The organism is Streptomyces sp. NPDC087420 (genome assembly GCF_044744165.1).
Taxonomy (GTDB): domain Bacteria; phylum Actinomycetota; class Actinomycetes; order Streptomycetales; family Streptomycetaceae; genus Streptomyces.
The window spans coordinates 331,570-357,389 of sequence record NZ_JBIUXU010000003.1 but is presented as its reverse complement, the minus strand read 5'-3'; the positions used below and the strand labels follow the sequence as shown (position 1 = coordinate 357,389).

Below are 25,820 nucleotides of genomic sequence, written 5' to 3'. Positions count from 1 at the left end.
GGCCGATTTCGACCCGTCCGGCGAGCGGGATGTGTGCCTGTCAGCCCTGCGGCAGGCTCGCGATCTGCGCGGTGATCCGCTCGATGTCCGCCTCGGCCTTGGCCAGGCGCGTACGGATCTTGTCCACGACGTTGTCCGGCGCCTTCGCCAGGAACGCCTCGTTGCCCAGCTTGGCCGTCGCCTGCGCCTTCTCCTTCTCGGCCGCGCCCAGGTCCTTCGTCAGCCGCTTGTGCTCGGCCTCGACGTCGATCGTGCCGGACAGGTCGAGGCCCACCGTCGCGCCCGCGACCGGCAGGGTCGCGGTCGCGTGGAACCCGTCGCCCTCCGGCTGGAGCCGGAGCACCTGCCGGATGGCCGCCTCGTGCGCGGCGAGCGACGTACCGGACAGGTCGAGGCGGGCCGGGACCTTCTGGCCGGGCTGGAGACCCTGGTCGGCGCGGAAGCGGCGGACCTCGGTGATCACCTGCTGGAGGTGCTCGATCTCCCGCTCGGCGGCCGGGTCACGGAACCCGCTGTCGGCCGGCCAGTCGGCGATGACCACCGACTCCTTGCCGGTGAGCGTCGTCCACAGCGTCTCGGTGACGAAGGGGACGACGGGGTGCAGGAGGCGCAGGGTCACGTCGAGGACCTCACCGAGGACCCGCCCGGAGACCTTGGCCTGCTCGCCGCCCTCGAAGAAGGTGGTCTTGGACAGCTCGACGTACCAGTCGAAGACCTCGTCCCAGGCGAAGTGGAACAGGGTGTCCGAGAGCTTCGCGAACTGATAGTCGTCGTAGTAGGCGTCGACCTGGGCGACCGTCGCGCCGAGCCGCGACAGGATCCAGCGGTCGGTGGCCGACTGCTGCTCGGGCGCCGGCAGCGGGCCTTCGACCGTCGCGCCGTTCATCATCGCGAAGCGGGTGGCGTTCCAGATCTTGTTCGCGAAGTTGCGGGAGCCCTGGACCCAGTCCTCGCCGATCGGCACGTCGACACCGGGGTTGGCACCGCGTGCGAGCGTGAAACGGACCGCGTCGGAGCCGTACTTGTCCATCCAGTCCAGCGGATTGACCGCGTTGCCGAAGGACTTGGACATCTTCTTGCCGAACTGGTCACGGACCATGCCGTGCAGCGCGATGGTGTGGAACGGGGGGGTGCCGTCCATCGCGTACAGGCCGAACAGCATCATCCGGGCGACCCAGAAGAAGAGGATGTCGTAACCCGTGACAAGAACCGAGTTCGGGTAGAACTTCTCCAGGCTCGGGGTCTGTTCGGGCCAGCCGAGCGTCGAGAACGGCCAGAGGGCGGACGAGAACCAGGTGTCCAGGACGTCGGTGTCCTGGGTCCAGCCCTCACCCGTCGGCGGCTCCTCGTCCGGGCCGACGCAGACCGTCTCGCCGTCGGGGCCGTGCCAGACCGGGATCCGGTGGCCCCACCACAGCTGCCGCGAGATGTTCCAGTCCCTGAGGTCGTCGACCCAGGCGAAGTAGCGGGACTCCATCTCCTTCGGGTGGATCGCGACGCGTCCGTCGCGGACCGCGTCGCCGGCCGCCTTGGCGAGTGTGGCGACCTTGACCCACCACTGGAGGGAGAGGCGGGGCTCGACGGTCGTCTTGCACCGCGAGCAGTGGCCGACGGAGTGGACGTACGGGCGCTTCTCCGCGACGATCCGGCCGTCCGCGCGCAGGGCCGCGACGATGGCCGAGCGCGCCTCGAACCGGTCAAGTCCCTGGAAGGGCCCGGGGACGGTGATGACGGCCCGCTCGTCCATGACCGTGATGTTCGGCAGATCGTGCCGCCGGCCGATCTCGAAGTCGTTCGGGTCGTGGGCCGGGGTGACCTTGACCGCGCCGGTGCCGAACTCGGGGTCGACGTGTGTGTCGGCGACGACCGGGATCGTACGGTCGGTCAGCGGCAGCCTGATCCGCTTGCCGACGAGGTGCGCGTACCGCTCGTCGTCCGGGTGGACCGCGACGGCCGTGTCACCGAGCATCGTCTCGGCGCGGGTGGTCGCGACAACAAGTGTCTCGTCGCCCTCGCCGTACTTGATGGAGACGAGTTCACCGTCGTCGTCCTGGTACTCGACCTCGATGTCGGAGATCGCGGTGAGGCAGCGCGGACACCAGTTGATGATCCGCTCGGCGCGGTAGATCAGCCCGTCGTCGAACAGCCGCTTGAAGATGGTCTGGACGGACTCGGACAGTCCCTCGTCCATCGTGAACCGCTCACGGGACCAGGCGACGCCGTCACCGAGCCGCCGCATCTGCCCGGAGATCTGGCCGCCGGACTCTTCCTTCCACTGCCAGACCCGCTCGACGAACGCCTCACGGCCCAGGTCCTGCCGGGACTTGCCCTCTTTCGCCAGCTCACGTTCGACGACGTTCTGCGTGGCGATACCGGCGTGGTCCATGCCGGGCTGCCACAGCGTCTCGTACCCCTGCATCCGCTTACGGCGGGTCAGGGCGTCGATGATCGTGTGCTCGAAGGCATGCCCGAGGTGCAGGCTGCCCGTGACGTTCGGCGGCGGAATGACAATCGTGTACGGAGGCTTCTCGCTCTTCGCGTCCGCTTCGAAGTAACCGCGTTCTACCCAGCGCTCGTACAGTTTCCCCTCCACCTCGGCCGGCGCGTACTGGGTCGGCAGTTCGGGGGTGCTGGCGGGCTGCGGGTGCTGAGCGTTCTCGGTCACGGGCCCAGTTTAGACCGGCCGGGACTTGGGGGGCGGCGTCACGAGGTCGGGTGCGCGCATCTGCGGCGTTGTCGTCAATCACCATGGCTCCGCCATGCCTCAATCCTCCGCCTTGCAGCTGCACGCACCCGACCTCGCTCCTTCACCCACCCCCCAAGTCCCGGCCGGTCTAAGGTGTCACAGCCCTGTCCTGAAACGAGATGTTCCGTAACGGTGCCGCCCCCGGCGATCCTCAGGGGTGACCCTTCCGTCAGGATGTTCGTATCGCATAAAGCATCTGGAGGGGACAGATCACATGAGCTACAACCAGCCGGGCCCGTACGGTGGGCAGCAGCCTCAGCAGCCAGGACCGTACGGTCAGCCGGGTCCCTACGGCCAGCAGCCGCCGCAGGGTCCGCCGCAGCCCGGCTACGGTTACCCGCAGCAGCCCGGTGTGCCGCCGCAGGGCGAGCCCCAGCCGGGGTACGGCTACCCGCAGCAGCCGGGACAGCAGCCCGGTCCGTACGGGCAGCCCGGACAGCAGCCGGGGCCGTACGGGCAGCCACCGCAGCAGCCTCCGTACGGAGGAGGCCCGTTCCCGCCCCCTCCGGGTGCCGCGCCCAAGAAGCGGACCGGGCTGATCATCGGGGTGGTCGTGGTGGCTCTCGCGGTGATAGCCGGGGGCGCGTACTTCGTGACGCGGGACGGCGGCGGGGGCGGGGGCTCCGTCGCCGACGACGGGGCGCACAAGCTCACCGCCCCGGAGAGCGTGATCGGCGGAACGTACAAGAAGGACAAGGCCCAGAGCGGCGACACCGGCATGAGCGAGAGCGACCTCAAGGACGCCGAGACGTGGGGCGTCAAGAACGCCAAGGACGCGAGCGCCAGTTACAAGTCGGGCGACGAGGCGAACCCGCTGGCCGGCAAGGTGCTGACGTTCAGCGGCGCCTACGGTGAGATCGCCGACCCCGAGAAGACCGTCGACGCGATGTTCGCGTACCTGAAGACGCAGTCCGAGAAGGACGCGGACACCAGCTCCATCGGCACGCTCGTCGGCAGCCCCAAGGCGTTCACGCCGGCCGGGCTCGACAACGCGGTCATGAAGTGCCAGGAGATCAAGGTGAAGACCAGCGACTCCGGCGACGCCGCCGGCGGGCCCGCGGAGATCTCCTTCCCGATGTGCATCTGGGGCGACCACAGCACCGTCGCGTCCGTCACCTATGTCGAGGTGGCGAACGCGGTGACCGGCAAGAGCGCGCCTCTCAAGGACGCCGCCGACATCGCCGCCAAGCTGCGCGACGACGTGCGTGTCAAGCTCTGACGGACTTCCGCCACATGACAGGGGCGCCCGAGCCGGTGTGAACCGGTCGGGCGCCCCTGTCGTGTACTGGATGGCCGCTCTTGCGCGTCGGCCGTTGCGCGGCGTCAGCCGTTACGCGGACTTCTCGTGGCGGCCGTCGTTCTTGACGATGCGCGGCTCCCGCGGGACCAGCGTCGGGTTCACGTGCGAGAGGACCACGTCCTCCGTGATGACCACGCGCGCCACGTCCTTGCGGGACGGGACGTCGTACATCACCGACTGGAGGACCTCTTCCATGATGGCGCGCAACCCCCGCGCCCCCGTGCCGCGCAGGATCGCCTGGTCGGCGATCGCCTCCAGCGACGGGCGGTCGAAGTCCAGCTCCACGCCGTCGAGTTCGAAGAGGCGCTGGTACTGCTTCACCAGCGCGTTGCGCGGCTCGACCAGGATCTGGAGGAGCGCCTCGCGGTCCAGGTTGTGCACCGAGGTCAGGACCGGCAGGCGGCCGATGAATTCGGGGATCATCCCGAACTTCACCAGGTCCTCCGGCATGACCTCCTGGAACTGGTCGCTCGCCTCGATCTCGCGCTTCGAGCGGATCGTGGCACCGAAGCCGATGCCCTTCGCGCCGGCCCGCGACTCGATGATCCGTTCCAGGCCCGAGAACGCGCCGCCCACGATGAACAGGACGTTCGTGGTGTCGATCTGAATGAATTCCTGGTGAGGGTGCTTACGGCCGCCCTGCGGCGGGACCGAGGCCGTCGTGCCTTCCAGGATCTTCAGCAGGGCCTGCTGGACGCCCTCGCCCGAGACGTCACGCGTGATCGACGGGTTCTCGCTCTTGCGGGCGACCTTGTCGATCTCGTCGATGTAGATGATCCCGGTCTCGGCCTTCTTGACGTCGTAGTCGGCCGCCTGGATCAGCTTCAGCAGGATGTTCTCGACGTCCTCGCCGACGTAGCCGGCCTCCGTCAGCGCCGTCGCGTCGGCGATGGCGAACGGGACGTTCAGCATGCGCGCCAGCGTCTGGGCCAGCAGCGTCTTGCCCGAGCCCGTGGGGCCCAGCAGCAGGATGTTGGACTTCGCGAGCTCGATCGCGTCGTCGCGGCCCGCCCCGCCGCCGTTCTCACCGGCCTGGACGCGCTTGTAGTGGTTGTAGACCGCTACCGAGAGGGCCTTCTTCGCGGGCTCCTGCCCGACGACGTACCCCTCCAGGAACTCGTAGATCTCACGAGGCTTGGGCAGTTCCTCCCACCGCACCTCGGAGGTCTCCGCCAGCTCCTCCTCGATGATCTCGTTGCAGAGGTCGATGCACTCGTCGCAGATGTAGACACCGGGACCTGCGATGAGCTTCTTCACCTGCTTCTGGCTCTTCCCGCAGAACGAGCACTTGAGCAGGTCGCCGCCATCACCGATGCGTGCCACGAGGTGCTTCCCCTTCGCCTGGGAGCAGCTTGGTTCAGCGGCTCCTGTGCCTCATATCCGACGGTACCTTGCCCGGGCCCCCGTTCGGGCCCCCCTTGGCGCGGTTCACAAGGTCGTGGGACTCCGCCGTACCGTCCGCGGTGTCCGATCATGACCCGTGCGACCCGCGCCGAGGGCGCCGGGAGCCTCAGGCGGCCGCGGCAGCGGCCGTCGTCTTGCGGGTCGACACGATCTGGTCGACCAGGCCGTACGCGAGTGCGTCGTCGGCGGTGAGGATCTTGTCGCGCTCGATGTCGTCGCGGACCTTCTCGATCGGCGTCGTCGAGTGCTTGGCCAGCATGTCTTCCAGCTGCGCGCGCATCCGGAGGATTTCGTTGGCCGCGATCTCCAGGTCGGAGAGCTGCTCGCGGCCGGTCTGGCTGGACGGCTGGTGGATCAGCACGCGCGCGTTCGGGAGGGCCAGTCGCTTGCCGGGGGTGCCGGCGGCGAGCAGCACGGCGGCGGCGGAGGCGGCCTGTCCCATGCACACGGTCTGGATGTCCGGCTTCACGAACTGCATCGTGTCGTAGATGGCCGTGAGGGCCGTCATCGAGCCGCCGGGGCTGTTGATGTAGATCGAGATGTCCCGGTCCGGGTCCATCGACTCCAGGCACAGGAGCTGCGCCATGACGTCGTTGGCGGACGCGTCGTCGATCTGCACGCCGAGGAAGATCACGCGCTCCTCGAAGAGCTTCGCGTACGGGTCGTACTCGCGCACGCCCTGCGAGGTGCGCTCCACGAAGCGCGGGATGACGTAGCGGTTGTCCACCTGCGGGCCGGTGTAGAGGCCGCTCGCGGAGTAACTCGCGGGATTGTTGTTCATGTGGGTGTTCACCATCCTGATGGCGTTCGCTGGGCGGGGCTGCGGGGGCTGGTCCGGGGCGGGGGCCGTGGGGCTCAGGCCCCGGTGCCGCCGCCGCCCGGAACGTGCGAAGCGGCGGTGATGATCTCGTCGATGATGCCGTAGGCCACGGCCTCCTCGGCGGTGAACCAGCGGTCGCGGTCACCGTCGCGGATGATCGCCTCTTCGGTCTGGCCGGTGTGGCGGGCCGTGATCTCGGCCATGCGCTTCTTCGTACGGAGGAGCTGCTGGGCCTGGATCTTGATGTCGGAGGCGGTGCCCCCGAGGCCCGCGGAACCCTGGTGCATGAGGATGTCCGTGTTGGGCAGCGCGAAGCGCTTGCCGGCCGTGCCGCCGGTCAGCAGGAACTGGCCCATGGAGGCCGCCATGCCCATGCCGATGGTCACCACGTCGTTGGGGATGTACTGCATGGTGTCGTAGACGGCCATGCCGGCCGTCACGGATCCACCCGGGCTGTTGATGTAGAGGTAGATGTCCTTCTCGGGCTCGGCCGCCAGGAGGAGGAGCTGCGCCGTGATCTTGTTGGCGATGTCGTCGTCGACCTGCTGGCCGAGGAAGATGATCCGCTCTCCGAGCAGTCGGCTGTAGACCTGGTCGCCGAGGCCACCACCGAGGGACGGCTCACCGGCGGCGTAAGGCATCAGATTCGTCACGTATCCACCTGCTCGTCTCTGACGGCTGCGGCCGTCTCAGCGTCTTCGTTCCGAGGGTCGGGGGACTCCCCTGCCCTCGTATTCATGGACCCTAACGCGCTGGTCGGCGAGGGCCATCCCGCTTCCGTGACTGTTCGCTGGGAGCGCAAGGCAGTTGGGGCTCCGTACGGCCCTGAGAGGGCCTGGGGCACGCCCGACCCTCCGCCGTGCCGCCGGGGTTCTCCGGGGGCCGTCAGGGGCGCTCCGGGGCGGCGGTGGTGGGTGTCCGCCCGGCGGAAGGGGCGGGCCCCGGGCGCGTGTCGCGTCCGGGGCCCGTCCTCAGTGCGGCCTGCGGGGCGGATCAGGCGTCGGTCTTGCCGGCCTTCTCGGCCTTGCCCTCGTCGTCGCCCTGGTCGGCGGCGGCCGTCTCGACGGCTTCGGCGGTCTCGGCGCCTTCGGCAGCCTCGGCAGCCTCGTCTTCGTCGTCGTCCAGCTCGACGGCCTCACCGTTGGTGTCGATGACCTTCGCCGACTCGACCACCACGGCGAGCGCCTTGCCGCGGGCGACCTCGCCGACGAGCATCGGGACCTGGCCGCCTTCGACAACCGCCTGGGCGAACTGGTCCGGGGACATGCCGGAGGACTGCGCGCGGCGCATGAGGTGCTCGGTGAGCTCCTCCTGGCTGACGTTCAGCTTCTCCTTGTTCACCAGCTCGTCGAGGATGAACTGGGTCTTGATCCCCTTGACCGCCTGGTCCTTGGTCTCCTCCTCGAACTCCTCCTCGGTCTTGCCCTGGATCTCCAGGTACTTCGCGAGGTCGAGGCCCATCTGACCGAGCTGGTGGTGCTCCAGGTTGTGCTTGCGGGTGTTGATCTCGTCCGCGAGCAGCTTCTCCGGGATCGGCACCTCGGCGAGCTTCAGCAGCTCTTCGAGGACCCGCTCCTGCGCCTGGGTGGCCTGGTCGTACTGCTTCATGTTCTCGAGGCGCTTGCGGCTGTCCGCCTTGAGCTCTTCGAGGGTGTCGAACTCGCTCGCCGTCTGGGCGAAGTCGTCGTCCAGCTCGGGAAGCTCGCGGGCGGAGACCGAGAGGACCTTGACGGTGACCTCGGCGGGCTGGCCCTCGGCGGCGCCGCCCTTCAACTCGGAGGTGAAGGTGGCCTCGCCGCCGGCCTCCAGGCCGATCACGGCTTCGTCGATGCCGTCGAGCAGCTCGCCGGAACCGATGGTGTACGACACCTCGCTGGCCACGCCGTCCGGCAGCACCTCGCCGTCGACCTTGGCCTCCAGGTCGATCGACACGACGTCGCCCTCGGCGGCGGCGCGCTCGACCACGTTGGTCGTCGCGAAGCGGTCGCGCAGCTGCTCGACCGACTTGTCGACGTCCTCGTCGGTGACCTCGACCGCGTCCACGGTGACCTCGATGCCGGAGTAGTCCGGGATCTCGATCTCGGGGCGGATGTCCACCTCGGCGGTGAAGGACAGCAGCTCGCCGTCCTTGAGCTCGGTGATGTCGACCTCGGGCTGGCCGAGGACGTTCAGCTCACCTTCGTTGACGGCCTCGGTGTAGAACTTCGGGAGGGCGTCGTTGACGGCCTCCTCCAGCACAGCACCACGGCCGAACCGCTGGTCGATGACCCGGGCCGGGATCTTGCCCTTGCGGAAGCCCTTCACCGTGACCTGCTGGTTGATCTTCTTGTACGCCGCGTCGAGGCTGTCCTTGAGCTCCTCGAAGGGCACCTCGACTGTGAGCCGAACCCGAGTCGGGTTCAGGGTCTCCACGGCGCTCTTCACGGTTCGGTCTCCTTGGTGGCTGATTCTGGGGTTCTGCTGTCTCCGCCGCACTCGCGGCGGCCACAGCGGATTCGGCCCGGCTTCGTCAGATCCTTCAGAGACTCTTCAGACACACAGGCACGCAGCTTGCATAGTAACCGCAAGCGGGAAGAGCCCCACAACGCGATCGTGATCGTGCTTGTCCGTGCGGTCGGGCCACGGGCGGCCGGGCTACTGGTCGGGGTGGCCGGATTCGAACCGACGACCTTCCGCTCCCAAAGCGGACGCGCTACCAAGCTGCGCCACACCCCGTGGTGCGACACGTAGGGTACATGCCCGAAGGCGCTCCGTTCGCCTTTCCCGGCGCGGTGACGGGGAGGTGGCGGGAAGGGGTGACGGGACGGGTGACCGCGAGGGATGCGCCGCACCGGTGCCAAGTGATGTGCGGGGAGCGGCGGTGACCCGCTACGATGCTGTTCGTGCCGCGGTCGTTCGACCGGCGGCGCTCGCTGTGCGGGCGTAGCTCAATGGTAGAGCCCTAGTCTTCCAAACTAGCTACGCGGGTTCGATTCCCGTCGCCCGCTCCACATGACTCAGGGCCAGGTCAGAGGCACGTCCTCCGAAACTGGCCCTGCGCCGTTCTCGATCCGCGATCCGGGCTATGTGCCCGCCACGTGCCCGTCCGGGCCGGACTCCTGCTTCCGAGCCTGCTCGACAGCGGCACTCACCGCGTTGCCGATCAGCCGCTCACGCTCAGCCGTCGCGTGCTGGTAGACCAGCGCGGCGCGAGCCGTACTGTGGCCCATTCTCGTCATCAGCTCACGCGTACTCGCCCCGGTGGCCGCCGCCAAGGTATTGCCGGTGTGCCGAAGATCATGGAAGTGCAAGCCCTTGATCCCCGCCTCTTCACACGCCTTGCGCCACAGCCGATTGAAGTGATTCCGGCGGGGAGTCGCCCCCTTGGCGCCGATGAAGACCTGGCCGTCCGCGCCGTGCTCCGAGTAGATCGCGAGATGCGTGGACAGGTCCCCCGCGATCACTGCCGGAACCGCCACAGTGCGCTTGCCGGCCGCGCTCTTGGGCTCCTTGATCAGCCGCTTGCCGCTGTGCAGTTCGGCGACATTCCGCCGGACCCGGAGGGTGCCCCCCGCCAGGTCCAGATCACGCCTGCGCAGGCCGACGAGTTCTCCCCAGCGAAGCCCTGAGAAGGCCGCCAGGAGGACCAAGGCTCGATAGCGGGGCTGGATCGCAGCGGCGACCGCGTAGACCTCCTGAACGGTCGCCGTAGGCCGCTCGGGCGTGTGTGCCGAACTGGCGCCCTTGATCCGACAGGGGTTGCGTCGGATCAGGCGGTCCTCAACGGCCGTCATCAGGATCGCGCGCAGGAGCGCGTACGCCTTCGCCACCGTTGACGGACCGACCCCGGAACCCAGTCGAGCGACCCGCCAGGCCCTCACCATGGCCGCCGTGATGTCCGCCACGGCCACCTTGCCGAATGTCGGAACGAGGTGGTTCCGCAGCAGCGAGCGGTACAGATCCGCCGTCGAGGCGCTGATGCCCCGTTCCGTGATCCATGTGGCGGCGTATGTGCCGAAATCGACCTTGCCCGCGTCCGGATCGAACCAGTCACCGATCCGCAGTTCGGCCTGTCGCTCAGCCAGCCAGTCATCAGCGTCGCGCTTCGTGCGGAAGGTTGACGGGGCGGGACGGTCCACGCCGTCAGCACCAAGGTAACGAGCCTGGTACCGCCCAGATGCCAGCTTGCGTACACGGCCGAACGATCGCTTCTTCGCTGCCATCAGGCCACCGCCCGCAGCCGTCGGGAGGTAGGCCGGACCGTGTTGGACGCGATGAACGTCGCGACGACGCTCTCCGAGATCCGAACGTGTCGACCCACCTTGACGTACTCGATCCGTCGTTCCTCGATCAGCCGCCGGGGGAACCGGACAGTAGTGCCGAGCAGTTCGGCGACCTGTTCGACGGTCAGCAGTCGGTCAGACATGCTCACCACTCCCCCTCGTCTTGGAGTCCGGCCCGTACCTCGCGGACGATCTCGCGGTTGGCTTGGATGTCGCGGTGGATGTTGGCGGCGAGCCAGGATTCGCCGGGGGTGTGGCCGTGGCCGGCGTAGGCCCAGTGGGCGACCGTGAGCGTGGTGGCTTCGGGGTGGTCGTCGGGGTTGGGCAGGCCGAGTGCGTTGCGTTGTTGGTGGGCGCGGTAGTCGGCGCGGACCTGTCGGAGGGCGCCGAGGGTGGTGGAGTAGCGCCGGGATTTCGTGGAGAAGTGGCCCCGGAAGCCGAGCATGTGCGCCCAGGCCCACAGGCGGCGGTCGGGGTAGGCGGCGTCGAGGTCCCAGCACGCCCGGATCAGGCGGCGCGTGTGATCCGGCAGGTCGGGGAGTTTGTCGAGTTCGGCGAGTTCCCCGATGCGGCGGTCGACGGTGCCGGTGGTCTCGGCGGCTTTGGTGGCGTACTTGGCGACGTAGGAGGCAACGGCCTGTTCGGTGAGGTCTTCGCCGTTGCCGAACGCGCCGATGGGCTGGACGTCGAGCTGTGTGCCCCAGCGCAGGACGCGGGCCGGGTGGTCGCCGGCGGCCGGGAGGGCGATCTCGGCGCGGGCGGCGGCGGCGCGCAGTCCGTCGGTGAGCAGGTCGAGGGTGGCCCAGGCCGGCGGCGGGGAGTCCGGTCCGTCAGGTCCGTCGAAGCGGATCACCGCGTGAAAGTGGATCGCACCGCGCTTCTGGTACTCCGCGACCTTGCCGTAGGAGACCCGAAGGCGTTCGCGTAACGCCTTCTGGGTGATGCCGACGCGGGCGGCAAGCTCACGCGGGAGGTAGATGGTGACGTAGCGCCACAGGTGCCCGGCGTGGTTGTTCCACAGCACCGCCCCGGCGTAGTCGTACGTCCCGGGGTCCAGTGCGGTCCCCAGCTCGGTTGCTCCGTCAAGGTGTTGGGTGCCGCAGCGGCAGCGCCCGGAGGTGGGTCGGTTGTGGACGGGGCCGAAGCTGGGGGCGGTGAGGGTGGCGAAGACGCGGGGGTGGTTGCGGACGGTGTGGGGGGTGCCTTTGGCGGGGTCGCCGGTGAGTCCGGCGCGGATGAGGTGGTAGGTGTCGCCGGCGTAGGTCCAGGCGCAGGAGGGGCAGCGTGAGGCCCGCCGGTTGCCGCAGGCGACGCGGAGCCGGCCGCCGGGTTCGGTGTCGGTGGTGAAGGCGTGGAGGACGGTGCCGGTGGCGGGGTCGATGGTCTTGGTCCCGCCGGAGAGGTGGATGGGGTCGGCGCATCCTCCGGTGCGGCGGATCTGGTCTTGCCAGCGGTCGAAGCCAGTGGACCCGGCCACCCTCAGGAGATCTCCCAGGGTGGTCGAGTCCAGGCCCGCCAGGGTGGCGGAGTCGCTCACTTGCTCTCCTCCGGCGGGGTGTTGGCGTCGATCCAGTTCTCGGCGCAGACCTTGTGGACGGGCTTGCCACGGTCGGAGCGGAGCGGGGTCGGCGTGCCGCAGAGGACGCAGGGCTTGTCGCCGGTGTGGTCGAAGTGCTCGGACGAGCGCCAGTTCAGGAAGGCCATGGCAGTCACCGGCCGACGCGGACGAGGGCGGGGATGGTGGTGTGGCCGGTGCCGTGGCAGGTCCGGCAGGCCACGGTGATCGTCTGGCGGGAGCCGTCCGGGGTGCGGGTGCCGGTGGTGATGGCGACGGTGGGGAAGCCGTCACAGTCCGGGCAAAGGCGCGTCCGGGCAGGGCTGTGCTGGGGCATCATGGGTGGGTCCTTCCGGGTCTTCGGATCGGGATGGGTGGGCGCCCGGGGCGGCGGAAGTTTGGCGACAGAGGCCGCCCCGGGGGCTGCTACTTGCTGCGGTGCGAGGAGCGCTTGAGGGTGAGGCCCACGCCGCCGGTGGCCGAGAGAACGGCGACCGTCGCGGCGGCGGCGACGTGCAGGATGAGGGCGATCATGAGGATGATCAGGGCGATTCCGCCGGTGATCGTGACCGTGAGCAGGATGGGTCCGGTGTAGTTGCGCGGTGCGGCCCGGACGATGACGATCTGTTTCGGGTCGGTGCCGGGCGGGAGCTGTCCGAGCAGGTCGGCCGGGATGTGCCCGGCGTTGAACTGGTCCTCGGGGTAGCGCATGGTGGTCACCCCTTTCCCGGGGGGCAGTGGTGGGTGCGGGCGGCGAGTTCGGCGGCGGAGCGGTCCAGGTAGTCGACGGAGAACCCGCAGCCGGGGGCGGTGCAGGCGGCGGTGTGCTTGGTACGCCCTCGGCCGTCGGTGTGGGTGCCGACCTGGACCGGACCGATACGCAGCAGGTCCCGGAAGCGGTTCGGACGCGGCATGAACTTCCCTCCTTGTCAGGCGAGTTGGGCGACGATCGCGTCAGCGAGTTGCGGCGGGACACCGAGCCGGGCCCGCAGCGTTCCGGGGTCAATCACGCTGCCGGTTGCGGTGTGGTGTGCGTCCGCGATCTTCCGGGCGTGATCGAGCAGGGCGGGAGGCACCGGCGGAGTGGCGGCCGGCAGGGGCGCCGGGGGCAGCTCCGGGACCTCGGGGGCAGGCTCGGAGACCCGCTCGACATCGATCTCCATCACCGGTTCCGTGTCCGGTTCGGCCGGCGGTGCGGGGATGTCGTCCGCGACGGGCGGGGTGACGAGGTTGTGGACCTGTCGCATAAGCGCGCCGAAGGCGAGGAGCGCGGCCGAGGGCGGTACGGCGGCCACGACGTAGTGAAGGCGGGGTGCGCCCGCGCCGACGCCAGCGACGTTGAGGCCGATCGAGCCGAGCGACCCGGCCACGGTCAGGCCGATGGCCCACCAGTCGGTGACACCGCGCAGTGCGGCCCGGAACATGAGGACTTCACCGGCCACGATGAACAGGTCCAGTGTGGCGGGCCAGGCCCAGGTGCGGGCGTTGGAGGCGGCGAGGCCGTTGGTCTTGGCGACGTCGGCGAGGTGGGCGTAGGAGAGCCAGAACGCCACCGCCGTCAGCGCGAGGATCACGACCCCGGCAATGAGGATCGCGGTCCGTTCGGCTTCCTGCTTCGTCATCACAGGGTCCTTCCGTGTGGTCAGGAGTTGTCGGCGGTGCCGGTGCCGAAGCAGGCGAGGCAGAAGCCCTCCTGCTGTCCGACGTTGCGGTGCTTGCGGCCGACGCGGACGCTCACGGCGACCTGTCCCGAGCCCTTGCACACCCCGCACTCAGCAGGCGGGACAGGCGCCGTCTTCGGGGTGGTGCGAGGGGTGGTGGTCTTCCGGGCCATGGCGGTGATTCCTTCCGGTTTCAGGCATGGGCGGGGTAGGGACCTGGCGCGAGAAGGCCGCGCCGACCTGTGGAGCAGGGGGTGTTACTCGGTGACCGGCCGGGGGGTGATGAGCGGCCGGGCGGGGTCCGGGGCCACCGCGTCGGGGGCGGCCGGGCGGAAGGGGGCCAGGGCCGAGAGGTGCGGGGTGAGGTGCGCGTACTCCCGGCAGATCGCCACCGCTTCCGCCGGGGTCATCTCGGGGGTACGGATGCGGGACCAGCCGCCGGACGAGTCGCCAGCCACCGCGACGCCGGGGCGGTCCGGGGCGATCGTGGTCACGGCCGAGACCGCGTCGGGGGCGATGTCCCCGAGGCCCATTTCGGCGGTCTGCTTGTCGTTGACCCGGTGGATCACACGGCCGGTGAGCTGAGCCCGCAGGGTGGTGGCGCCCTTGCCGAGGTCGGAGCCGAAGCGCTGCCCGCAGATTTCCAGATAGATGCCGACAGCGCGGGCCATCTGACCGAGACGGATCATCTGCATGACCATCCGGTCCCGCCGCTCCTCATCCTTCCTCGCGGCCGTGAGGAACAGCTCCGCCACCTCGTCCACCAGGACCACCAGCGGAACGGGCCGTACGGACTTGGGCAGCTCCCACAGGTCCGAGACCTGATGCTCACTCAGCAGCGAGAACCGCGTCTCCATCTCTTCCACCAGGGCATCCAGCAGCGCGGACGCCTCGTCCGGTGTGGTGGCCAGGGCGGAGAGGCGGGAGGCGAAACGCCCTTGCTCGACACCGCGCTTGCAGTCGATGCCGATCAGTCCGACGGGGAGTTTGGCCAGGCCGGCGATGAGGTTGCGCTGATACATCGACTTGCCCGACTGATTCGCACCCAGGGTCAGGGCGTGCGGGATCTTCTGGTAATCGCGGACGAACGCGCTCCCGTCCTCCCGAAGCGCCACCGCAACCACCAACTCGCCCGACGGGCCCCGGCGCGGCATCCGCACCCGACGCAGCACGTCGTACCCGGTCATCCGCAGCTCGATAACCCCCGGCCTGGCCTCCACCACGTGGACGGAGTGGACACCCCAGGCGTGCCGCAACCGCTCCGAGGCGGCGGCCACGTCGGCAGGCTCCAGACCGGCCGGAAGCCGCAGCGACACAAGCAGACCAGTCGAAGTGCCCCGGACGCGGCGGACCTTCGGCGGGACCGGCTGCACATCGCGGCGGGCGACGTTGCGGACCATGAACGCCCGCAACCGGGAAGGCTGCACCGTCAGCCCGCACACATCCATCGTGGAGCCGTACGTCACCGTGAACCGGCCGATCGCGAGCGGCATGCCCACCAGCGACCAGTACACCCGAGGCGCCCGAGCCCTCGCGTAACCGAGACCACCCGCAGCCGCTACAGCCCCGGTGACCTCAGCGATCGTGGTCAGATCCGACATGGCGTCAGATCCCCGCCGTGATCGCGACCGCACGGAAGGAGATGCCGTGACGCTTCTGCCCGTTGAACTCGTTCTCCCAGTCCCGCGCCTTGAGCCCGATCACCGACACCGGCGTCCCCGGGGTCAGCTTCTCCGGGATGCCCGTGTTCGGCACGGTCACCTGGTAGAGGTTCCCCTCCCCCTCGTCCGAGATCAGCAGACCCACCGTCGCGAGCTGAGCACCGGTCTCCCGATCCACCGCGATCTCACCGGTCTGCTTGTTGACCAGCTTCGGCACCGGCGCCGTAGCCACGAACACCACGGCGGTCGAAACGTCAATCTTGAAGGACGGCATGCGTCACTCCTCAGTCGAGGGCACGCGAATCGAGCGTGCCAACTGGCTTGAGCCACTTACTGGCTTAAGCCAGTTGAGCATGGCGCGGCACGCCGGGTCAAGTATCTGGCTTGAGCCAGTTGCTAGACTCCTCACATGACCCCGTCAGGCGCCCCGGCTCAACAGCCGCCCAGCAGGCGCATCGCCGAAGATCTACGCCGCAAGATCGAAACTGGAGAACTTCCGAGCGGCGCCAAACTGCCGTCCGAACGAGTGCTCGCCGAGAAGTACGGAGCAGCCCGCAACACCGCACGCGAAGCCGTTCGGCTACTCGCCGAGCAGGGACTTGTCACTGCGAAACACGGCAGTGGGGTATTCGTGCGGACGCCGCAGCGACTGTTCCGCTTCGGCAGTGATCGCTACTCGCTCAAGAACCGTGAGACGGGACTGACGCCGTTCCGGCTCGAAGCGAAGCGACAGGGCAAGGTGGCGAGAATCGATGTTCCGTCGATCACCAGGGCGATTCCGCCGGCCGACGTGGCGGAGCGACTGCGGGTTTCCGCGACCGAGGAGAGCGTCGTGCACCGCGAGAACCATTACTTCGCGGATGACGAGCCGGTGCAGATCGTTTCGACGTACCTGCGGTGGGACGAAGCCGAAGGGACGCTGCTCATGCAGCCCAAGACGGGGAAAGACGGGATCTACGGTCGTCTTGAGGATCTTGGACACGTCATGACCCGGGTGCGCGATGAGATCAGCGCCCGGATGCCGACACCCGAGGAAGCCGCAACACTGCAACTCCTACCAGGGGTCCCGGTTCTCGAAGTTCTACACACCAGCCTTGACCAGGATGGAGCCCCGTTCGAGGTGTCGCGCTACGTCCACCGGGCGGACCAAACTGGCTTGCTCTACGAACTGCCCGTCGAGTAGCTGGGAGATGCTGGTGGAGAGCGTGGTTGTACGCCCCTTCGAGAACAGCGATCTACCGGGCGCCGCCGCCGCATTGGTCGATGTCCACAAGACGGACGGGTATCCGGTCGAGGGCATCAACGACCCGGAAGCCTGGATCAGGTCTGATGACACTTTGGCAGCGTGGGTAGCCGAATCAGACGGCAAGATCGTCGGTCATGTGGCGGTGATGCGAGCCCATCACGAAACCGCCGTCGAGTTGTGGGCGAAGCAGAGCGGCGACGACGAATCCCACATCGGAGTGCTCGCCCGGCTCTTCGTGGTCCGTACGGCCCGGAAGCATGCGACAGGCCAGCAACTCACTGAGGCCGCCACCGCCTACGCACGGGCGCGGGGGCTGCGTCTTGTCCTCGATGTCATGGCCAAGGACGCCTCAGCGATCCGTCTCTACGAGCGGCTCGGATGGCGCAAGATCGGCGAGACCGTCCACCACTACGGCGACAGCGAGTCCATCCCAGCCGTCTGCTACGTCTCCCCGACCGACTGAGCTGTTACAGGTTTCTCTACCTCATCAAGGCACCCGGCTGCGCTCCGCTCCGCCGGGCGCGCTTCCCGGCTGCGGCTGCGCCCGCGCTCCTGCCTCCGGCCCGCTCGGCGCTGCCGCCGCCGACGCGCGCCCGCAGTGGATAAGCCCGAGGACATGAGACGAGAACCAAGCCGCAGCACAAGGCATGCCTCCGGCGGGGGCGCTACGGCACCGGGATGGAGGGAGCGCCGTACGCGAGTGCCGGCCGGATCGTGGCGAGCGTCGTGGGCTCCCATCCCGACCACCTCCGACCCAGGCAAAGCCGAGCAGTTGGGGCCCAGGTCGTCAAGGTCGTTCGTACAGTGGCGCGCTCCACCTTGACGACCTGGGCCCCAACTGCTCCACGGTGTGTGGGTCGAAGGCGGACGGGATGGGAGCCGGGGTGAGTGGTGGGTTGAGGTAGCGCCTTAGGAACAAAGGTTTCGTGGCCGCGTCGAGGCACAGATTTTAAAATCTAAGGCTACTGACGCTACTCAACCTTCGAACTTGCGGTTGCTGGCCTTCGTAGGTGAGAATGGGACCACACCGTCGCCCGACAGGGCAGCATTCAGGGCGTGTTCCACATCAGAAGGGGGCGAGGTAGCTCATCTCCCGCGAGACGCAGGGACGTTGCAGCGGCTAACCCTGGTATGGTTTGCGGCTACGCACAGGGAACGCCGAAACGGCACTTGACCTCATCTGCTTTGCCGGCTGCAGAGGTCAAGCGCCTTCGACTCTCGCAAGAAGGATCCATGAACAACCAAGAGAACCAACCCGCCTCAACGTATTGCAACTGCAATACGTTGGTGAGACACCAAGTTAGCGTCGAGCCTGCCCCGCGCGCAAGTCGTCAACGCTCGACGGAAGCGATCAACACGATCTCGATGCTGCTCTCAGCCGCTGCGGCGGTGGGAGCGCTCCTGCTCGCCAGCCAGAGCGGAGCACCTCCCGTGCCCGCCGCGTGCCCGATGCCTCAGGAACTCACGGGGAGCCACGGGGAAGTCTGGACATCCGGACGACTCTTCCCAGATGAGCGCCACGGGAGGTCAAACACCCAGTAGATACGGGGTCTTCCAAACTAGCTACGCGGGTTCGATTCCCGTCGCCCGCTCCACAGCTTCGGCCCGACCCGTGTGCGCAAGCCACCGGTCGGGCCGTTCGCGTGCGCCGCTCAGAACGTGATGTTGCTGATCGTGTCCGCTATCGAGTTCAGCGTCCGGTTCACCGCCGGCGCCATGTTCGTGGACGCGAGGAAGAAGCCGAACAGCACGGCGACGACCGCCGGTCCGCCCTTGAGGGAGCCGCCTCGGATCAGCACCACGAGGATGATCGCCAACAGCACCACCACAGACAGTGAAATGGCCACAACTGCTCACACCCTCCGTCGGTCCGCCTCGCTCCGCCCATCGTGCCATCAACGGCCTTGTTGATGTTGCCCTGTGACGAAACATCGACGTCAAGTTCTCGCCAATCGCGCGCCCCGCGCGCCGGATCGCGGCCAACTCCGCCACACCCGGCGGGAGATGAATACCCGCGCGAATTCGATCCGACACCCGGCCGTGCGCACATTTGATCCACAGCTCATTCTCACGTCACTCGCGGACGGCTCACGAAGAGGTCGCGTTGGCAATTGACGCAGCGCCACCTCGGGCGTCACGGAGTCGATCAAGGTCGCCCGTATGCCCTCTTTAACGCTGATTAATTGGTGCATAAGGGGCAGTTGTCGGTGGTGTCAGACGTGCGCGCATTCCCTTCCCCGAGCAGATCGGGAAGGTTTTACGAATCGCTTTGCGCGCGGCTAGGGTGCGGCAGATGTTCCAGGCTCCCCACGGTTATGACAGGACCCCACTCCCTCAGACCACTCCGGCACCCGAGCCGAAGTCCCCCACCGGAACTGATGCTTCCGCTGTGGCCGACACGCCGAGACCCGCCAAGCGGGACGCGTTCTTCGACAACGCCAAGTACCTGGCCATCGTGCTGGTGGCCGTCGCGCACGCCTGGGAACCGGTCATGGACGGCAGCCGCGCCACCAAGGCGCTGTATCTGGTCGTCTACGGCTTCCACATGCCGACCTTCATCATCGTCTCCGGGTACTTCTCCCGGAGCTTCACCGCGCGCCCGCACCAGGTCAGGCGGCTGCTGACCGGCATAGCCGTGCCGTATGTCGTCTTCGAGGTCGGCTACTCGCTCTTCAAGCGGGCCGCCGACAGCTCTTCCGGCACTCCCCACCCCATCAGCCTGCTGGATCCCTGGTACCTCACCTGGTTCCTGGCCGCGCTGTTCATCTGGCGGCTCACCGCGCCGATCTGGCGCGCGCTGCGCCACCCGCTGCCGGTCGCGCTCGTGATCGCGGCGCTGGCGTCGCTGGCGCCGGACATCGGCGACGACCTCAACCTCCAGCGTGTGATGCAGTTCCTGCCGTACTTCGTGCTGGGCCTGAGCCTGCGGCCCGAGCACTTCCAGCTGGTACGGCGGCCCGAGGTGCGGAAGCTGGCGGTGCCGCTGTTCGCGGGAGCGCTGGTGCTCGCGTACGCCGTGGCGCCCCGGATGCGGACCGGCTGGCTCTACCACAGCACCAGCGCCCAGCAGCAGGGCGGACCGTGGTGGTCCGGGCCCGTGATGACACTTGTCCTCTTCGGCTGCTCGGTGGTGCTGTCGGCCGGTTTCCTGGCCTGGGTGCCCCGGCGCAGGATGTGGTTCACGGTGCTGGGCGCGGGCACGATCTGCGGCTATCTGCTGCACGGATTCCTGGTCAAGGGCGCGGTGTTCGCCGGGCTCTTCGACACGTACCCCTGGCTGTCGGATCCGGCCGGTGAGGTGGTCGTGTCGCTGGTGGCGGCCGTGGCGGTGACCCTGCTGTGCACTCCCCCGGTACGGCGGCTGTTCCACTTCGCCGTGGAGCCGGAGATGGCGTGGGCGTTCCGCCGGGACGTCGTGGCGGCGGGCCGGGCGGCCCCGGTGGGCGGGGAGGCCGCCGCTCCTATCGCGTCAGGCCGAGCAGGCGTCGTACCGTCGCGTACTTCTCGGTGAGCCGGGTCCGGGTCGGCTCGTCCAGTACGGCGAGCCGGGCCGGATCGGCGTTGTGCGCGAGGTCGGACTCCTTGACGAGGAGCGCGCCGGGTGTGGCCAGGATCCGCGCGGTGTACGTACGGAGGTCCTCGCCCTTCGCCTTCGTGAGCGCGAGGACCATGTCCTTGACCGGCTGCGGCAGCGGGGCGGCGGCGAGCCACTCCCGTGACAGGGCGTCGTCCTCGACCGCGTCGTGCAGCCAGGCGGCGGCGATCTGCCCCTCGGACCCGCCCCTGGCCCGGACGCCTTCCGCGACCGCGCTGAGGTGCTCGGTGTAGGGCCGGCCGGCCTTGTCGGTCTGGGCGGCGTGGGCCTCGCGGGCCAGGGTTTCGACCTCGGCCAGGGTCAGGTGCGGCATGGCCGGACTGTACCCGCCGCCGCGTTCCGGCGGACAGGTCTCAGGCCGCCGCCCCCGTGCGGGAGAAGGCCGGGGCGGTGAGGGAGGTCATGCGGGCGGCGATGCGGGCCGCGTCGGCGCGGGGCAGGCTGTCCGCGATCAGGCCGTCGGCGAGGAAGAGAACGCGGTTGGCATGGGCGGCCGCCGCCGGGTCGTGGGTGACCATGACCACCGTCGCGCCGAGGGAGTCCACGGCCGTGCGCAGGAGCGCCAGGATCTCGGCCGCCGTGGAGGTGTCGAGGGCGCCGGTCGGCTCGTCGGCGAAGACGACGTCGGGCCGGCCGACGAGGGCGCGCGCGATGGCGACGCGCTGCTGCTGGCCGCCGGAGAGTTCGGCGGGGCGGCGCCCGGTCTTGTCGGCGAGGCCGAGCCGGCCGAGGATCTCGGCGGTACGGCGCCGGTCGGGCCGGTGGCCCGCGAGGCGCGTGGGCAGCTCGATGTTCTGGCCGACGGTCAGCGCCGGCAGCAGGTTGAACGCCTGGAAGACAAAACCGAGGCGGGTGCGGCGCAGTTCGGTGAGCCTGGTCTCGTTCATGCCGGTGATGTTCGTGCCGCCGAGGTGTACGGAGCCGGTCGTGGGGTGGTCGAGACCGGCCGCGCACTGGAGGAACGTGGACTTGCCGGAGCCCGAGGGGCCCATGACGGCGGTGAAGCTGCCGCGCGGAAGGGCGAGGTCGATCCCGCGCAGGGCGTGGACGGCGGCGGGGCCGCGTCCGTACTGACGGCGTACGTCGCGGAGTTCGACGGCGATGCCGCTCTCCCCGCCGCCGGTGCGCAGGTCGCCTTCATCGTGGTTCCGGGTGCGATTGCGTCGTAATCCCATGGCGTCCGCCCTCTCGTCCGTACTGCCGGCCCTTGCCCTCCTGACGCTAGTGAGCGGGGGTGGGGGCGGCCATGGCGGTGCCCGGCGGAGCAGAGGTGGGGGTAGCCCCAGCGGGGCGCCGCCGAGGTGGGGAAAGTTGCTTGTTAAACTCTTTGGTAAAGTAACTACTGACGATCCCTTGACCTTCTCTTGACTCAAGCCGACGGAGGAAAGCCCATCGGACACGCGGAGACCCTCATCGCCATGGGCGGCGCGTTTCTCGCCGCCGCCCTGCTCGCCCGCCTCGGCAGCCGTATCGAGCTGCCGACCATCCCCCTGTTCATCCTGGCCGGGATCCTCCTCGGCCCGCACACCCCCGGCATCGTGCTGGTCTCCGACCCGCACGACCTGGAGATGCTCTCCGCCCTCGGCCTGGTCCTGCTGCTCTTCTACCTGGGCCTGGAGTTCCATCTGGACGACCTCAAGGCGGGCGGCCGGAAGATGGCCCTCGCCGGAGGCGCGTACCTGGCGCTGAACGTCGGGGCGGGGCTGGGCTTCGGCTTCGCACTGGGCTGGGGGACGTCGGAGGCGCTCGTGCTGGCCGGGGTGCTCGGCATCTCGTCGTCCGCGATCGTCACCAAGGTCCTGGTCGACCTGGGCCGGATCGGCAATCCCGAGACGAAGCCGATCCTGGGCATCATCGTGGTCGAGGACATCTTCCTGGCGCTCTATCTCGCGGCGCTCCAGCCGATCCTGTCCGGCGCGGACAGCGTCCAGGCGGCGCTGCTGGACGGCGGGAAGGCCTTCGGGTTCCTGCTGCTGCTCGCGCTGGCGGCGCGGTTCGGGACGAAGGTGGTCGGGCGGCTGATCGACACGAAGGACGACGAGCTGCTCGTCATCTCCTTCCTGGGGGCGGCCGTGTTCGTGGCGGGGGTCTCGGAGTGGTTCGGGGTCGCGGACGCCATCGGCGCGTTCATGGTGGGTCTGATGCTGGGCAGTACGTCGTCGGGCGAGCGGATCCGGAAGCTGGTCCACCCGCTGCGGGACGCGTTCGGCGCGATCTTCTTCTTCGCCTTCGGTCTGTCCATCAACCCGGGCGATCTGCCGACGGTGCTGTGGCCGGTACTGGCGGCGGTGGCGGTGACGCTGGTGATGAACGTGGTCGCGGGGCTGGTGGCGGCCCGTATCAACGGCTTCGGCGCGGGGCCCGCGGCGAACATCTCCACGACGCTGCTGGCGCGCGGCGAATTCGCCCTGATCCTGGCGACGATGGCGGCGGGGGCCGCGCTGGACGAGCGGCTGGCGCCGTTCATCGCGGGCTATGTGCTGGTCCTGGCGGTCCTGGGGCCGCTGGCGGCGGGCCGGTCGCACTGGCTGGCACGGCTGCTGCCGGGCGGGCGGACGCCCGAGGCGGCGGGCGGGAGCGGCGGGGCGGCGGCGGTGAGGGACAAGGAGCCGGTGGGCTGAGGGTGTGGGCGGTGCGGTACGACTGGGAGGTGCGTCCCGCACGTCACACCCAGCACCAGCAGGTCACACCCCTCACGGAGGCAACGCGTGTCACGTCCGGTCACCATCGTCACAGGGGGCAGTCGGGGGATCGGCGCGGCGACGTGCGTCCGGCTGGCGGCGGAGGGGCACGACCTGGCCCTCGGGTACGTCACTGACGGCGCCGCCGCCGAATCGACGGCGCTCGCCGTGCGGGCGGCCGGGGCGCGGTGTGTCACCGTACGGGCGGACACCGCCGACGAGGCGGACGTGGACGGCTGTTCGACGTCGCCGCGGCCGCGCTCGGGCCGGTGGACAACCTGGTCAACAACGCCGCGGTGACCGGCCCGCTGGGCCGGCTCGCCGACACGCGCACCGCGGACCTGCGGCGGGTGCTGGAGGTGAACCTCCTGGGCTACCTGCTCTGTTGCCGCAGGGCGGCCAGGGACATGGGGGCGCTCGGCTCGGGCGCGATCGTCAACGTCTCCTCCACCGCCGCCGGGCTCGGCAGTCCCGGCGAGTACGTCCACTACGCGGCGACAAAGGCGGCCACCGACTCCCTGACGGTCGGCCTGGCGAAGGAACTGGGCCCCGACGGCATCCGCGTCAACGCGGTCGCGCCCGGCATCATCAACACCGGGATGCACGCGACGATGGGCGACCCCGACCGCCCCGCCAAGGCGGCCCCCACCATCCCCCTGGGCCGCCCGGGCGAACCCGACGAAATCGCCGCCGCCATCGCCTGGCTCCTCTCCCCCGACGCCTCGTACACGACGGGCACGGTGCTCCGGGTCTCGGGCGGGCGGTAGGAGACCCATGGACGAGAACCGAGCGGACGCGCCCCAGGGGCCTTTGGCGGTTCCCCCGCCCGGCGACGGTCTGGTGCTGCGGGAGTGGACCGAGGACGATCTCCCCGTGATGGCCGAGCTGTTCGACGAGCCCGACGTGGCCCGGCGTACCCCGCTCGCCTCACCCTTCGACCTCGCCGCCGCCCGCGCGTATCTGCACCGGGCCCGGCGGGCTCAGGAGGAGGGCAGGGCCCTGCACCTCGCCGTCACCCTTGACGGCGGCCGCGCCCTCGGCGAGGTGCTCCTCAACCGCCGTACCGGCGGCATCGGTTACGCCGTCGGCGCCGCCCACCGGGGGCGGGGGCTCGCCGCGCGGGCGGTGCGGCTCGTCGTCGCGCACGCGCTGGGCGTGGCGCGGCTGCCCCGCGTCGTGCTGGAGATCGAGCCGGACAACCACCCGAGCATCGCGGTGGCCCGCGCGGCCGGGTTCCGGCTCACGGACGCGCCCCCGGAGACCGTCACGGACAAGGGGCGTACGTACACGCTGCTCACCTGGGTGCGCGAGGCCGCCGGTACCGGCTGACGTTCCCGCCGCTCACCGGCGCGCGCGGCCCCGGATGCGCCAGGCCTGGTAGAGGAGGTACGCGCCCACCAGGACCACCAGGGCTCCCAGGAACGCGTACTGGCTCTTGCCCGACATGCCCGAGCCGCTCACCGCGCCCGTGCCCTGGGCGATCCAGAGTGCTCCCAGCACGCACAGAATGACCCCGCCCACACCGCGAACCACCATGTTCTGTTCCATTCCGGGTCGCCCAGTCCGCGCGAGTGCGCGCGTGACCGCCCCAGCTTCGCCCTTCGGAGCCCTCGCGGAGGCCGGGAAAGTCTTACGGAAGTGGAACGTCACGCCTCGCGGCAGATCAGCAGCAGCGCCCTGTCGTCGTTGACGTCCTTCGCCACCGCCTCGATCAGATGCCAGGCCGCCCCCTCGAAGCCGCCCGCCACATAGCGGTCGGCCTCGCCGGTCAGGCGGTCGATTCCCTCGGCGAGATCACGGCCCGGGGCCTCCACCAGACCGTCCGTGAACAACATCAGGACGTCACCCGGCCGCAACGAGCCCTTCACGGAGTCGAACTGCGCCGCGTCGTAGACGCCCAGCAGCGGGCCCTCTCCGGACATCTCGTCCCAGCGGCCGCTGCCCGCGTGCAGCTGGAGGGCGGGCAGGTGGCCCGCGGAGAGCAGTTCGTAGTCGCCGGAGTCCAGGTCGAGGACCAGGTGGATGGAGGTGGCGAACCCCTCGTCCCAGTCCTGGCGGAGCAGATAGCCGTTGGCCGCCGGGAGGAAGCCGTGCGGAGGGAGCGACCCGAGCAGGCCGCCGAAGGCCCCGGACAGCAGCAGCGCCCGCGAGCCCGCGTCCATCCCCTTGCCGGACACGTCCGTGAGGACCACTTCCAGCGTGCGCCCGCCGTGCGTACGGGCCGCCACGACGAAGTCCCCGGAGAAGGACTGCCCGCCCGCCGGGCGCAGCGCCATCTCGTGGTGCCAGCCCTTGGGCAGCTGGGGCAGCGCGCTCTGCACGCGGATGCGTTCGCGCAGGTCGAAGAGCATCGTCCCGCCGCGCCGCCACGGCACCCCGACCCGGGCCCTGAACTGGGCGATCAGCAGGCCGAAGAGCCCGCAGGCCGCGACGACCAGCACCACGCCGGGGGTGACCCGGCCGGTGCCTTCCGTGTACGGGCCGAGGACGACCGACTCGACGATCAGCGCGGTGGCCGCGGCGGCGTACAGGCCGAGCAGGCTGGCGGGCCGCAGCAGCAGACCGCCGGCCACGATGGGCAGGACGAGGGTGGAGGGCGCGCACCAGACCGGGACCGCGACCGTGACGACGGCGATGACCGGGACGGTGAGCAACAGCCCCACGAGGGCGATCCAGTCGGACCCGTCCCCGCGGAAATAGTCGACCCCTGATTTGCGCAGGGCGATACGGCCCCGGTGCAGCGTTCTGCGCATCCGGGCCGTGGAGGAGTCCGTTCTCGCGTTACCGGCCATTGTTGTGGACCCTATCCATCCACCTGCTCCGCGTGCAGGGGGACCCCCGTGACATTGTGTTCGAAATCGGGTCGCCCGATCGTCGTACCCCTGCTAC

The 25,820-nt window shown here is 69.3% G+C and carries 27 protein-coding genes, 2 tRNA genes and 1 pseudogene; 8 read left to right on the top strand and 22 right to left on the bottom strand.

Translation table 11 applies throughout. The features are described 5' to 3' along the window. Positions 1 to 40: 40 nt before the first annotated feature. Complete coding sequence (locus tag ACIO1C_RS07715) at positions 41 to 2,665, bottom strand: valine--tRNA ligase (RefSeq protein WP_401859644.1); 2,625 nt, start codon at positions 2,663 to 2,665, stop codon at positions 41 to 43. Positions 2,666 to 2,960: 295 nt separating this feature from the next. Between ACIO1C_RS07715 and ACIO1C_RS07710 the strand changes: the two genes are divergently transcribed. Beyond that, on the top strand, positions 2,961 to 3,965 hold the full coding sequence (locus ACIO1C_RS07710) for a hypothetical protein (protein WP_401859643.1): 1,005 nt from the start codon (positions 2,961 to 2,963) through the stop codon (positions 3,963 to 3,965). 111 nt (positions 3,966 to 4,076) lie between these two features. On the opposite strand, the gene clpX is transcribed toward ACIO1C_RS07710, so the two are convergent. The 5 genes from clpX to ACIO1C_RS07685 form a co-directional block, all read right to left on the bottom strand. Then, complete coding sequence (gene clpX / locus ACIO1C_RS07705; protein WP_161311458.1) at positions 4,077 to 5,369, bottom strand: ATP-dependent Clp protease ATP-binding subunit ClpX; 1,293 nt, start codon at positions 5,367 to 5,369, stop codon at positions 4,077 to 4,079. 187 nt (positions 5,370 to 5,556) lie between these two features. Next, positions 5,557 to 6,246 carry an ATP-dependent Clp protease proteolytic subunit gene (locus ACIO1C_RS07700; RefSeq protein WP_327236646.1) on the bottom strand — a complete coding sequence of 230 codons (690 nt, stop codon included), beginning with the start codon at positions 6,244 to 6,246 and terminating at the stop codon, positions 5,557 to 5,559. 59 nt (positions 6,247 to 6,305) lie between these two features. Beyond that, entirely contained in the window at positions 6,306 to 6,911 is a 606-nt protein-coding gene (locus tag ACIO1C_RS07695) for an ATP-dependent Clp protease proteolytic subunit (RefSeq protein ID WP_327238704.1), read from the bottom strand. Positions 6,912 to 7,263: 352 nt separating this feature from the next. After that, positions 7,264 to 8,694, bottom strand: a complete 1,431-nt coding sequence (tig, locus tag ACIO1C_RS07690) for a trigger factor (RefSeq protein WP_401859642.1) — start codon at positions 8,692 to 8,694, stop codon at positions 7,264 to 7,266. Between the two features lie 214 nt (positions 8,695 to 8,908). Next, positions 8,909 to 8,985, bottom strand: a tRNA-Pro gene (locus ACIO1C_RS07685). A gap of 201 nt (positions 8,986 to 9,186) precedes the next feature. On the opposite strand from ACIO1C_RS07685, the gene ACIO1C_RS07680 reads away from it, so the two are divergent. Next, positions 9,187 to 9,260, top strand: a tRNA-Gly gene (locus ACIO1C_RS07680). 72 nt (positions 9,261 to 9,332) lie between these two features. Here ACIO1C_RS07680 and ACIO1C_RS07675 read toward each other — a convergent pair. The 11 genes from ACIO1C_RS07675 to ACIO1C_RS07625 all read right to left on the bottom strand — a co-directional run bounded on the left by ACIO1C_RS07675 (position 9,333) and on the right by ACIO1C_RS07625 (position 15,683). After that, complete coding sequence (locus ACIO1C_RS07675) at positions 9,333 to 10,472, bottom strand: tyrosine-type recombinase/integrase (protein ID WP_401859641.1); 1,140 nt, start codon at positions 10,470 to 10,472, stop codon at positions 9,333 to 9,335. Further along, positions 10,472 to 10,675 carry an excisionase family DNA-binding protein gene (locus ACIO1C_RS07670; RefSeq protein ID WP_401859640.1) on the bottom strand — a complete coding sequence of 68 codons (204 nt, stop codon included), beginning with the start codon at positions 10,673 to 10,675 and terminating at the stop codon, positions 10,472 to 10,474. The genes ACIO1C_RS07675 and ACIO1C_RS07670 overlap by 1 nt, the downstream gene beginning before the upstream one ends. 2 nt (positions 10,676 to 10,677) lie before the next feature. Then, a complete protein-coding gene (gene repSA / locus ACIO1C_RS07665) occupies positions 10,678 to 12,069 on the bottom strand; it encodes a replication initiator protein RepSA (protein ID WP_401859639.1) in 1,392 nt (463 codons plus the stop codon). Further along, a complete protein-coding gene (locus ACIO1C_RS07660; protein WP_401859638.1) occupies positions 12,066 to 12,236 on the bottom strand; it encodes a hypothetical protein in 171 nt (56 codons plus the stop codon). Before ACIO1C_RS07660 ends, repSA begins: the two co-directional genes overlap by 4 nt. Before the next feature lie 5 nt (positions 12,237 to 12,241). Beyond that, the gene (locus tag ACIO1C_RS07655; RefSeq protein WP_401859975.1) at positions 12,242 to 12,424 is read right to left on the bottom strand and encodes a hypothetical protein; all 183 of its coding nucleotides are present in this window, start codon (positions 12,422 to 12,424) and stop codon (positions 12,242 to 12,244) included. An 89-nt stretch (positions 12,425 to 12,513) separates the two neighbouring features. Then, complete coding sequence (locus ACIO1C_RS07650) at positions 12,514 to 12,798, bottom strand: hypothetical protein (RefSeq protein WP_401859637.1); 285 nt, start codon at positions 12,796 to 12,798, stop codon at positions 12,514 to 12,516. A 5-nt stretch (positions 12,799 to 12,803) separates the two neighbouring features. Next, entirely contained in the window at positions 12,804 to 13,001 is a 198-nt protein-coding gene (locus ACIO1C_RS07645; RefSeq protein ID WP_401859636.1) for a mobile element transfer protein, read from the bottom strand. A 15-nt stretch (positions 13,002 to 13,016) separates the two neighbouring features. Beyond that, on the bottom strand, positions 13,017 to 13,709 hold the full coding sequence (locus ACIO1C_RS07640) for a DUF2637 domain-containing protein (RefSeq protein ID WP_401859635.1): 693 nt from the start codon (positions 13,707 to 13,709) through the stop codon (positions 13,017 to 13,019). A 20-nt stretch (positions 13,710 to 13,729) separates the two neighbouring features. After that, complete coding sequence (locus tag ACIO1C_RS07635) at positions 13,730 to 13,921, bottom strand: hypothetical protein (RefSeq protein WP_401859634.1); 192 nt, start codon at positions 13,919 to 13,921, stop codon at positions 13,730 to 13,732. Positions 13,922 to 14,005: 84 nt separating this feature from the next. Then, positions 14,006 to 15,349, bottom strand: a complete 1,344-nt coding sequence (locus tag ACIO1C_RS07630; RefSeq protein ID WP_401859633.1) for an FtsK/SpoIIIE domain-containing protein — start codon at positions 15,347 to 15,349, stop codon at positions 14,006 to 14,008. A 4-nt stretch (positions 15,350 to 15,353) separates the two neighbouring features. Continuing rightward, a complete protein-coding gene (locus ACIO1C_RS07625; RefSeq protein WP_401859632.1) occupies positions 15,354 to 15,683 on the bottom strand; it encodes a hypothetical protein in 330 nt (109 codons plus the stop codon). A 135-nt stretch (positions 15,684 to 15,818) separates the two neighbouring features. Here ACIO1C_RS07625 and ACIO1C_RS07620 point away from each other — a divergent pair, with 135 nt between their 5' ends. Together ACIO1C_RS07620 and ACIO1C_RS07615 are read left to right on the top strand one after the other, a co-directional pair. Then, on the top strand, positions 15,819 to 16,592 hold the full coding sequence (locus ACIO1C_RS07620) for a GntR family transcriptional regulator (protein WP_401859631.1): 774 nt from the start codon (positions 15,819 to 15,821) through the stop codon (positions 16,590 to 16,592). 7 nt (positions 16,593 to 16,599) lie between these two features. After that, positions 16,600 to 17,118: a GNAT family N-acetyltransferase gene (locus ACIO1C_RS07615; protein ID WP_401859630.1), complete on the top strand. Its 519-nt coding sequence runs from the start codon at positions 16,600 to 16,602 to the stop codon at positions 17,116 to 17,118. Between the two features lie 1,189 nt (positions 17,119 to 18,307). On the opposite strand, the gene ACIO1C_RS07610 is transcribed toward ACIO1C_RS07615, so the two are convergent. After that, entirely contained in the window at positions 18,308 to 18,502 is a 195-nt protein-coding gene (locus ACIO1C_RS07610) for a hypothetical protein (protein ID WP_161311462.1), read from the bottom strand. Between the two features lie 446 nt (positions 18,503 to 18,948). On the opposite strand from ACIO1C_RS07610, the gene ACIO1C_RS07605 reads away from it, so the two are divergent. Further along, the gene (locus tag ACIO1C_RS07605) at positions 18,949 to 20,166 is read left to right on the top strand and encodes an acyltransferase family protein (protein ID WP_401859628.1); all 1,218 of its coding nucleotides are present in this window, start codon (positions 18,949 to 18,951) and stop codon (positions 20,164 to 20,166) included. Here ACIO1C_RS07605 and ACIO1C_RS07600 read toward each other — a convergent pair. Both ACIO1C_RS07600 and ACIO1C_RS07595 read right to left on the bottom strand, forming a co-directional pair. Further along, positions 20,117 to 20,563 (bottom strand): HD domain-containing protein, encoded by a 447-nt coding sequence (locus ACIO1C_RS07600; protein WP_401859626.1) that lies wholly within the window; start codon positions 20,561 to 20,563, stop codon positions 20,117 to 20,119. The two genes, ACIO1C_RS07605 and ACIO1C_RS07600, sit on opposite strands and share 50 nt — an antisense overlap. A gap of 40 nt (positions 20,564 to 20,603) precedes the next feature. Next, positions 20,604 to 21,425, bottom strand: a complete 822-nt coding sequence (locus tag ACIO1C_RS07595; RefSeq protein WP_401859624.1) for an ABC transporter ATP-binding protein — start codon at positions 21,423 to 21,425, stop codon at positions 20,604 to 20,606. A gap of 243 nt (positions 21,426 to 21,668) precedes the next feature. On the opposite strand from ACIO1C_RS07595, the gene ACIO1C_RS07590 reads away from it, so the two are divergent. The 3 genes and pseudogenes from ACIO1C_RS07590 to ACIO1C_RS07580 all read left to right on the top strand — a co-directional run bounded on the left by ACIO1C_RS07590 (position 21,669) and on the right by ACIO1C_RS07580 (position 24,260). Then, on the top strand, positions 21,669 to 22,871 hold the full coding sequence (locus ACIO1C_RS07590; RefSeq protein WP_401859622.1) for a cation:proton antiporter: 1,203 nt from the start codon (positions 21,669 to 21,671) through the stop codon (positions 22,869 to 22,871). A gap of 87 nt (positions 22,872 to 22,958) precedes the next feature. Beyond that, positions 22,959 to 23,698, top strand: a pseudogene (locus ACIO1C_RS07585) (SDR family oxidoreductase). A gap of 7 nt (positions 23,699 to 23,705) precedes the next feature. After that, positions 23,706 to 24,260, top strand: a complete 555-nt coding sequence (locus ACIO1C_RS07580; RefSeq protein ID WP_401859620.1) for a GNAT family N-acetyltransferase — start codon at positions 23,706 to 23,708, stop codon at positions 24,258 to 24,260. Between the two features lie 12 nt (positions 24,261 to 24,272). On the opposite strand, the gene ACIO1C_RS07575 is transcribed toward ACIO1C_RS07580, so the two are convergent. Both ACIO1C_RS07575 and ACIO1C_RS07570 read right to left on the bottom strand, forming a co-directional pair. After that, positions 24,273 to 24,467: a hypothetical protein gene (locus ACIO1C_RS07575; protein WP_401859618.1), complete on the bottom strand. Its 195-nt coding sequence runs from the start codon at positions 24,465 to 24,467 to the stop codon at positions 24,273 to 24,275. A 110-nt stretch (positions 24,468 to 24,577) separates the two neighbouring features. Next, positions 24,578 to 25,723, bottom strand: coding sequence for a PP2C family protein-serine/threonine phosphatase (locus ACIO1C_RS07570; protein ID WP_401859616.1), 1,146 nt, complete (start codon positions 25,721 to 25,723; stop codon positions 24,578 to 24,580). Between the last annotated feature and the right edge of the window lie 97 nt (positions 25,724 to 25,820).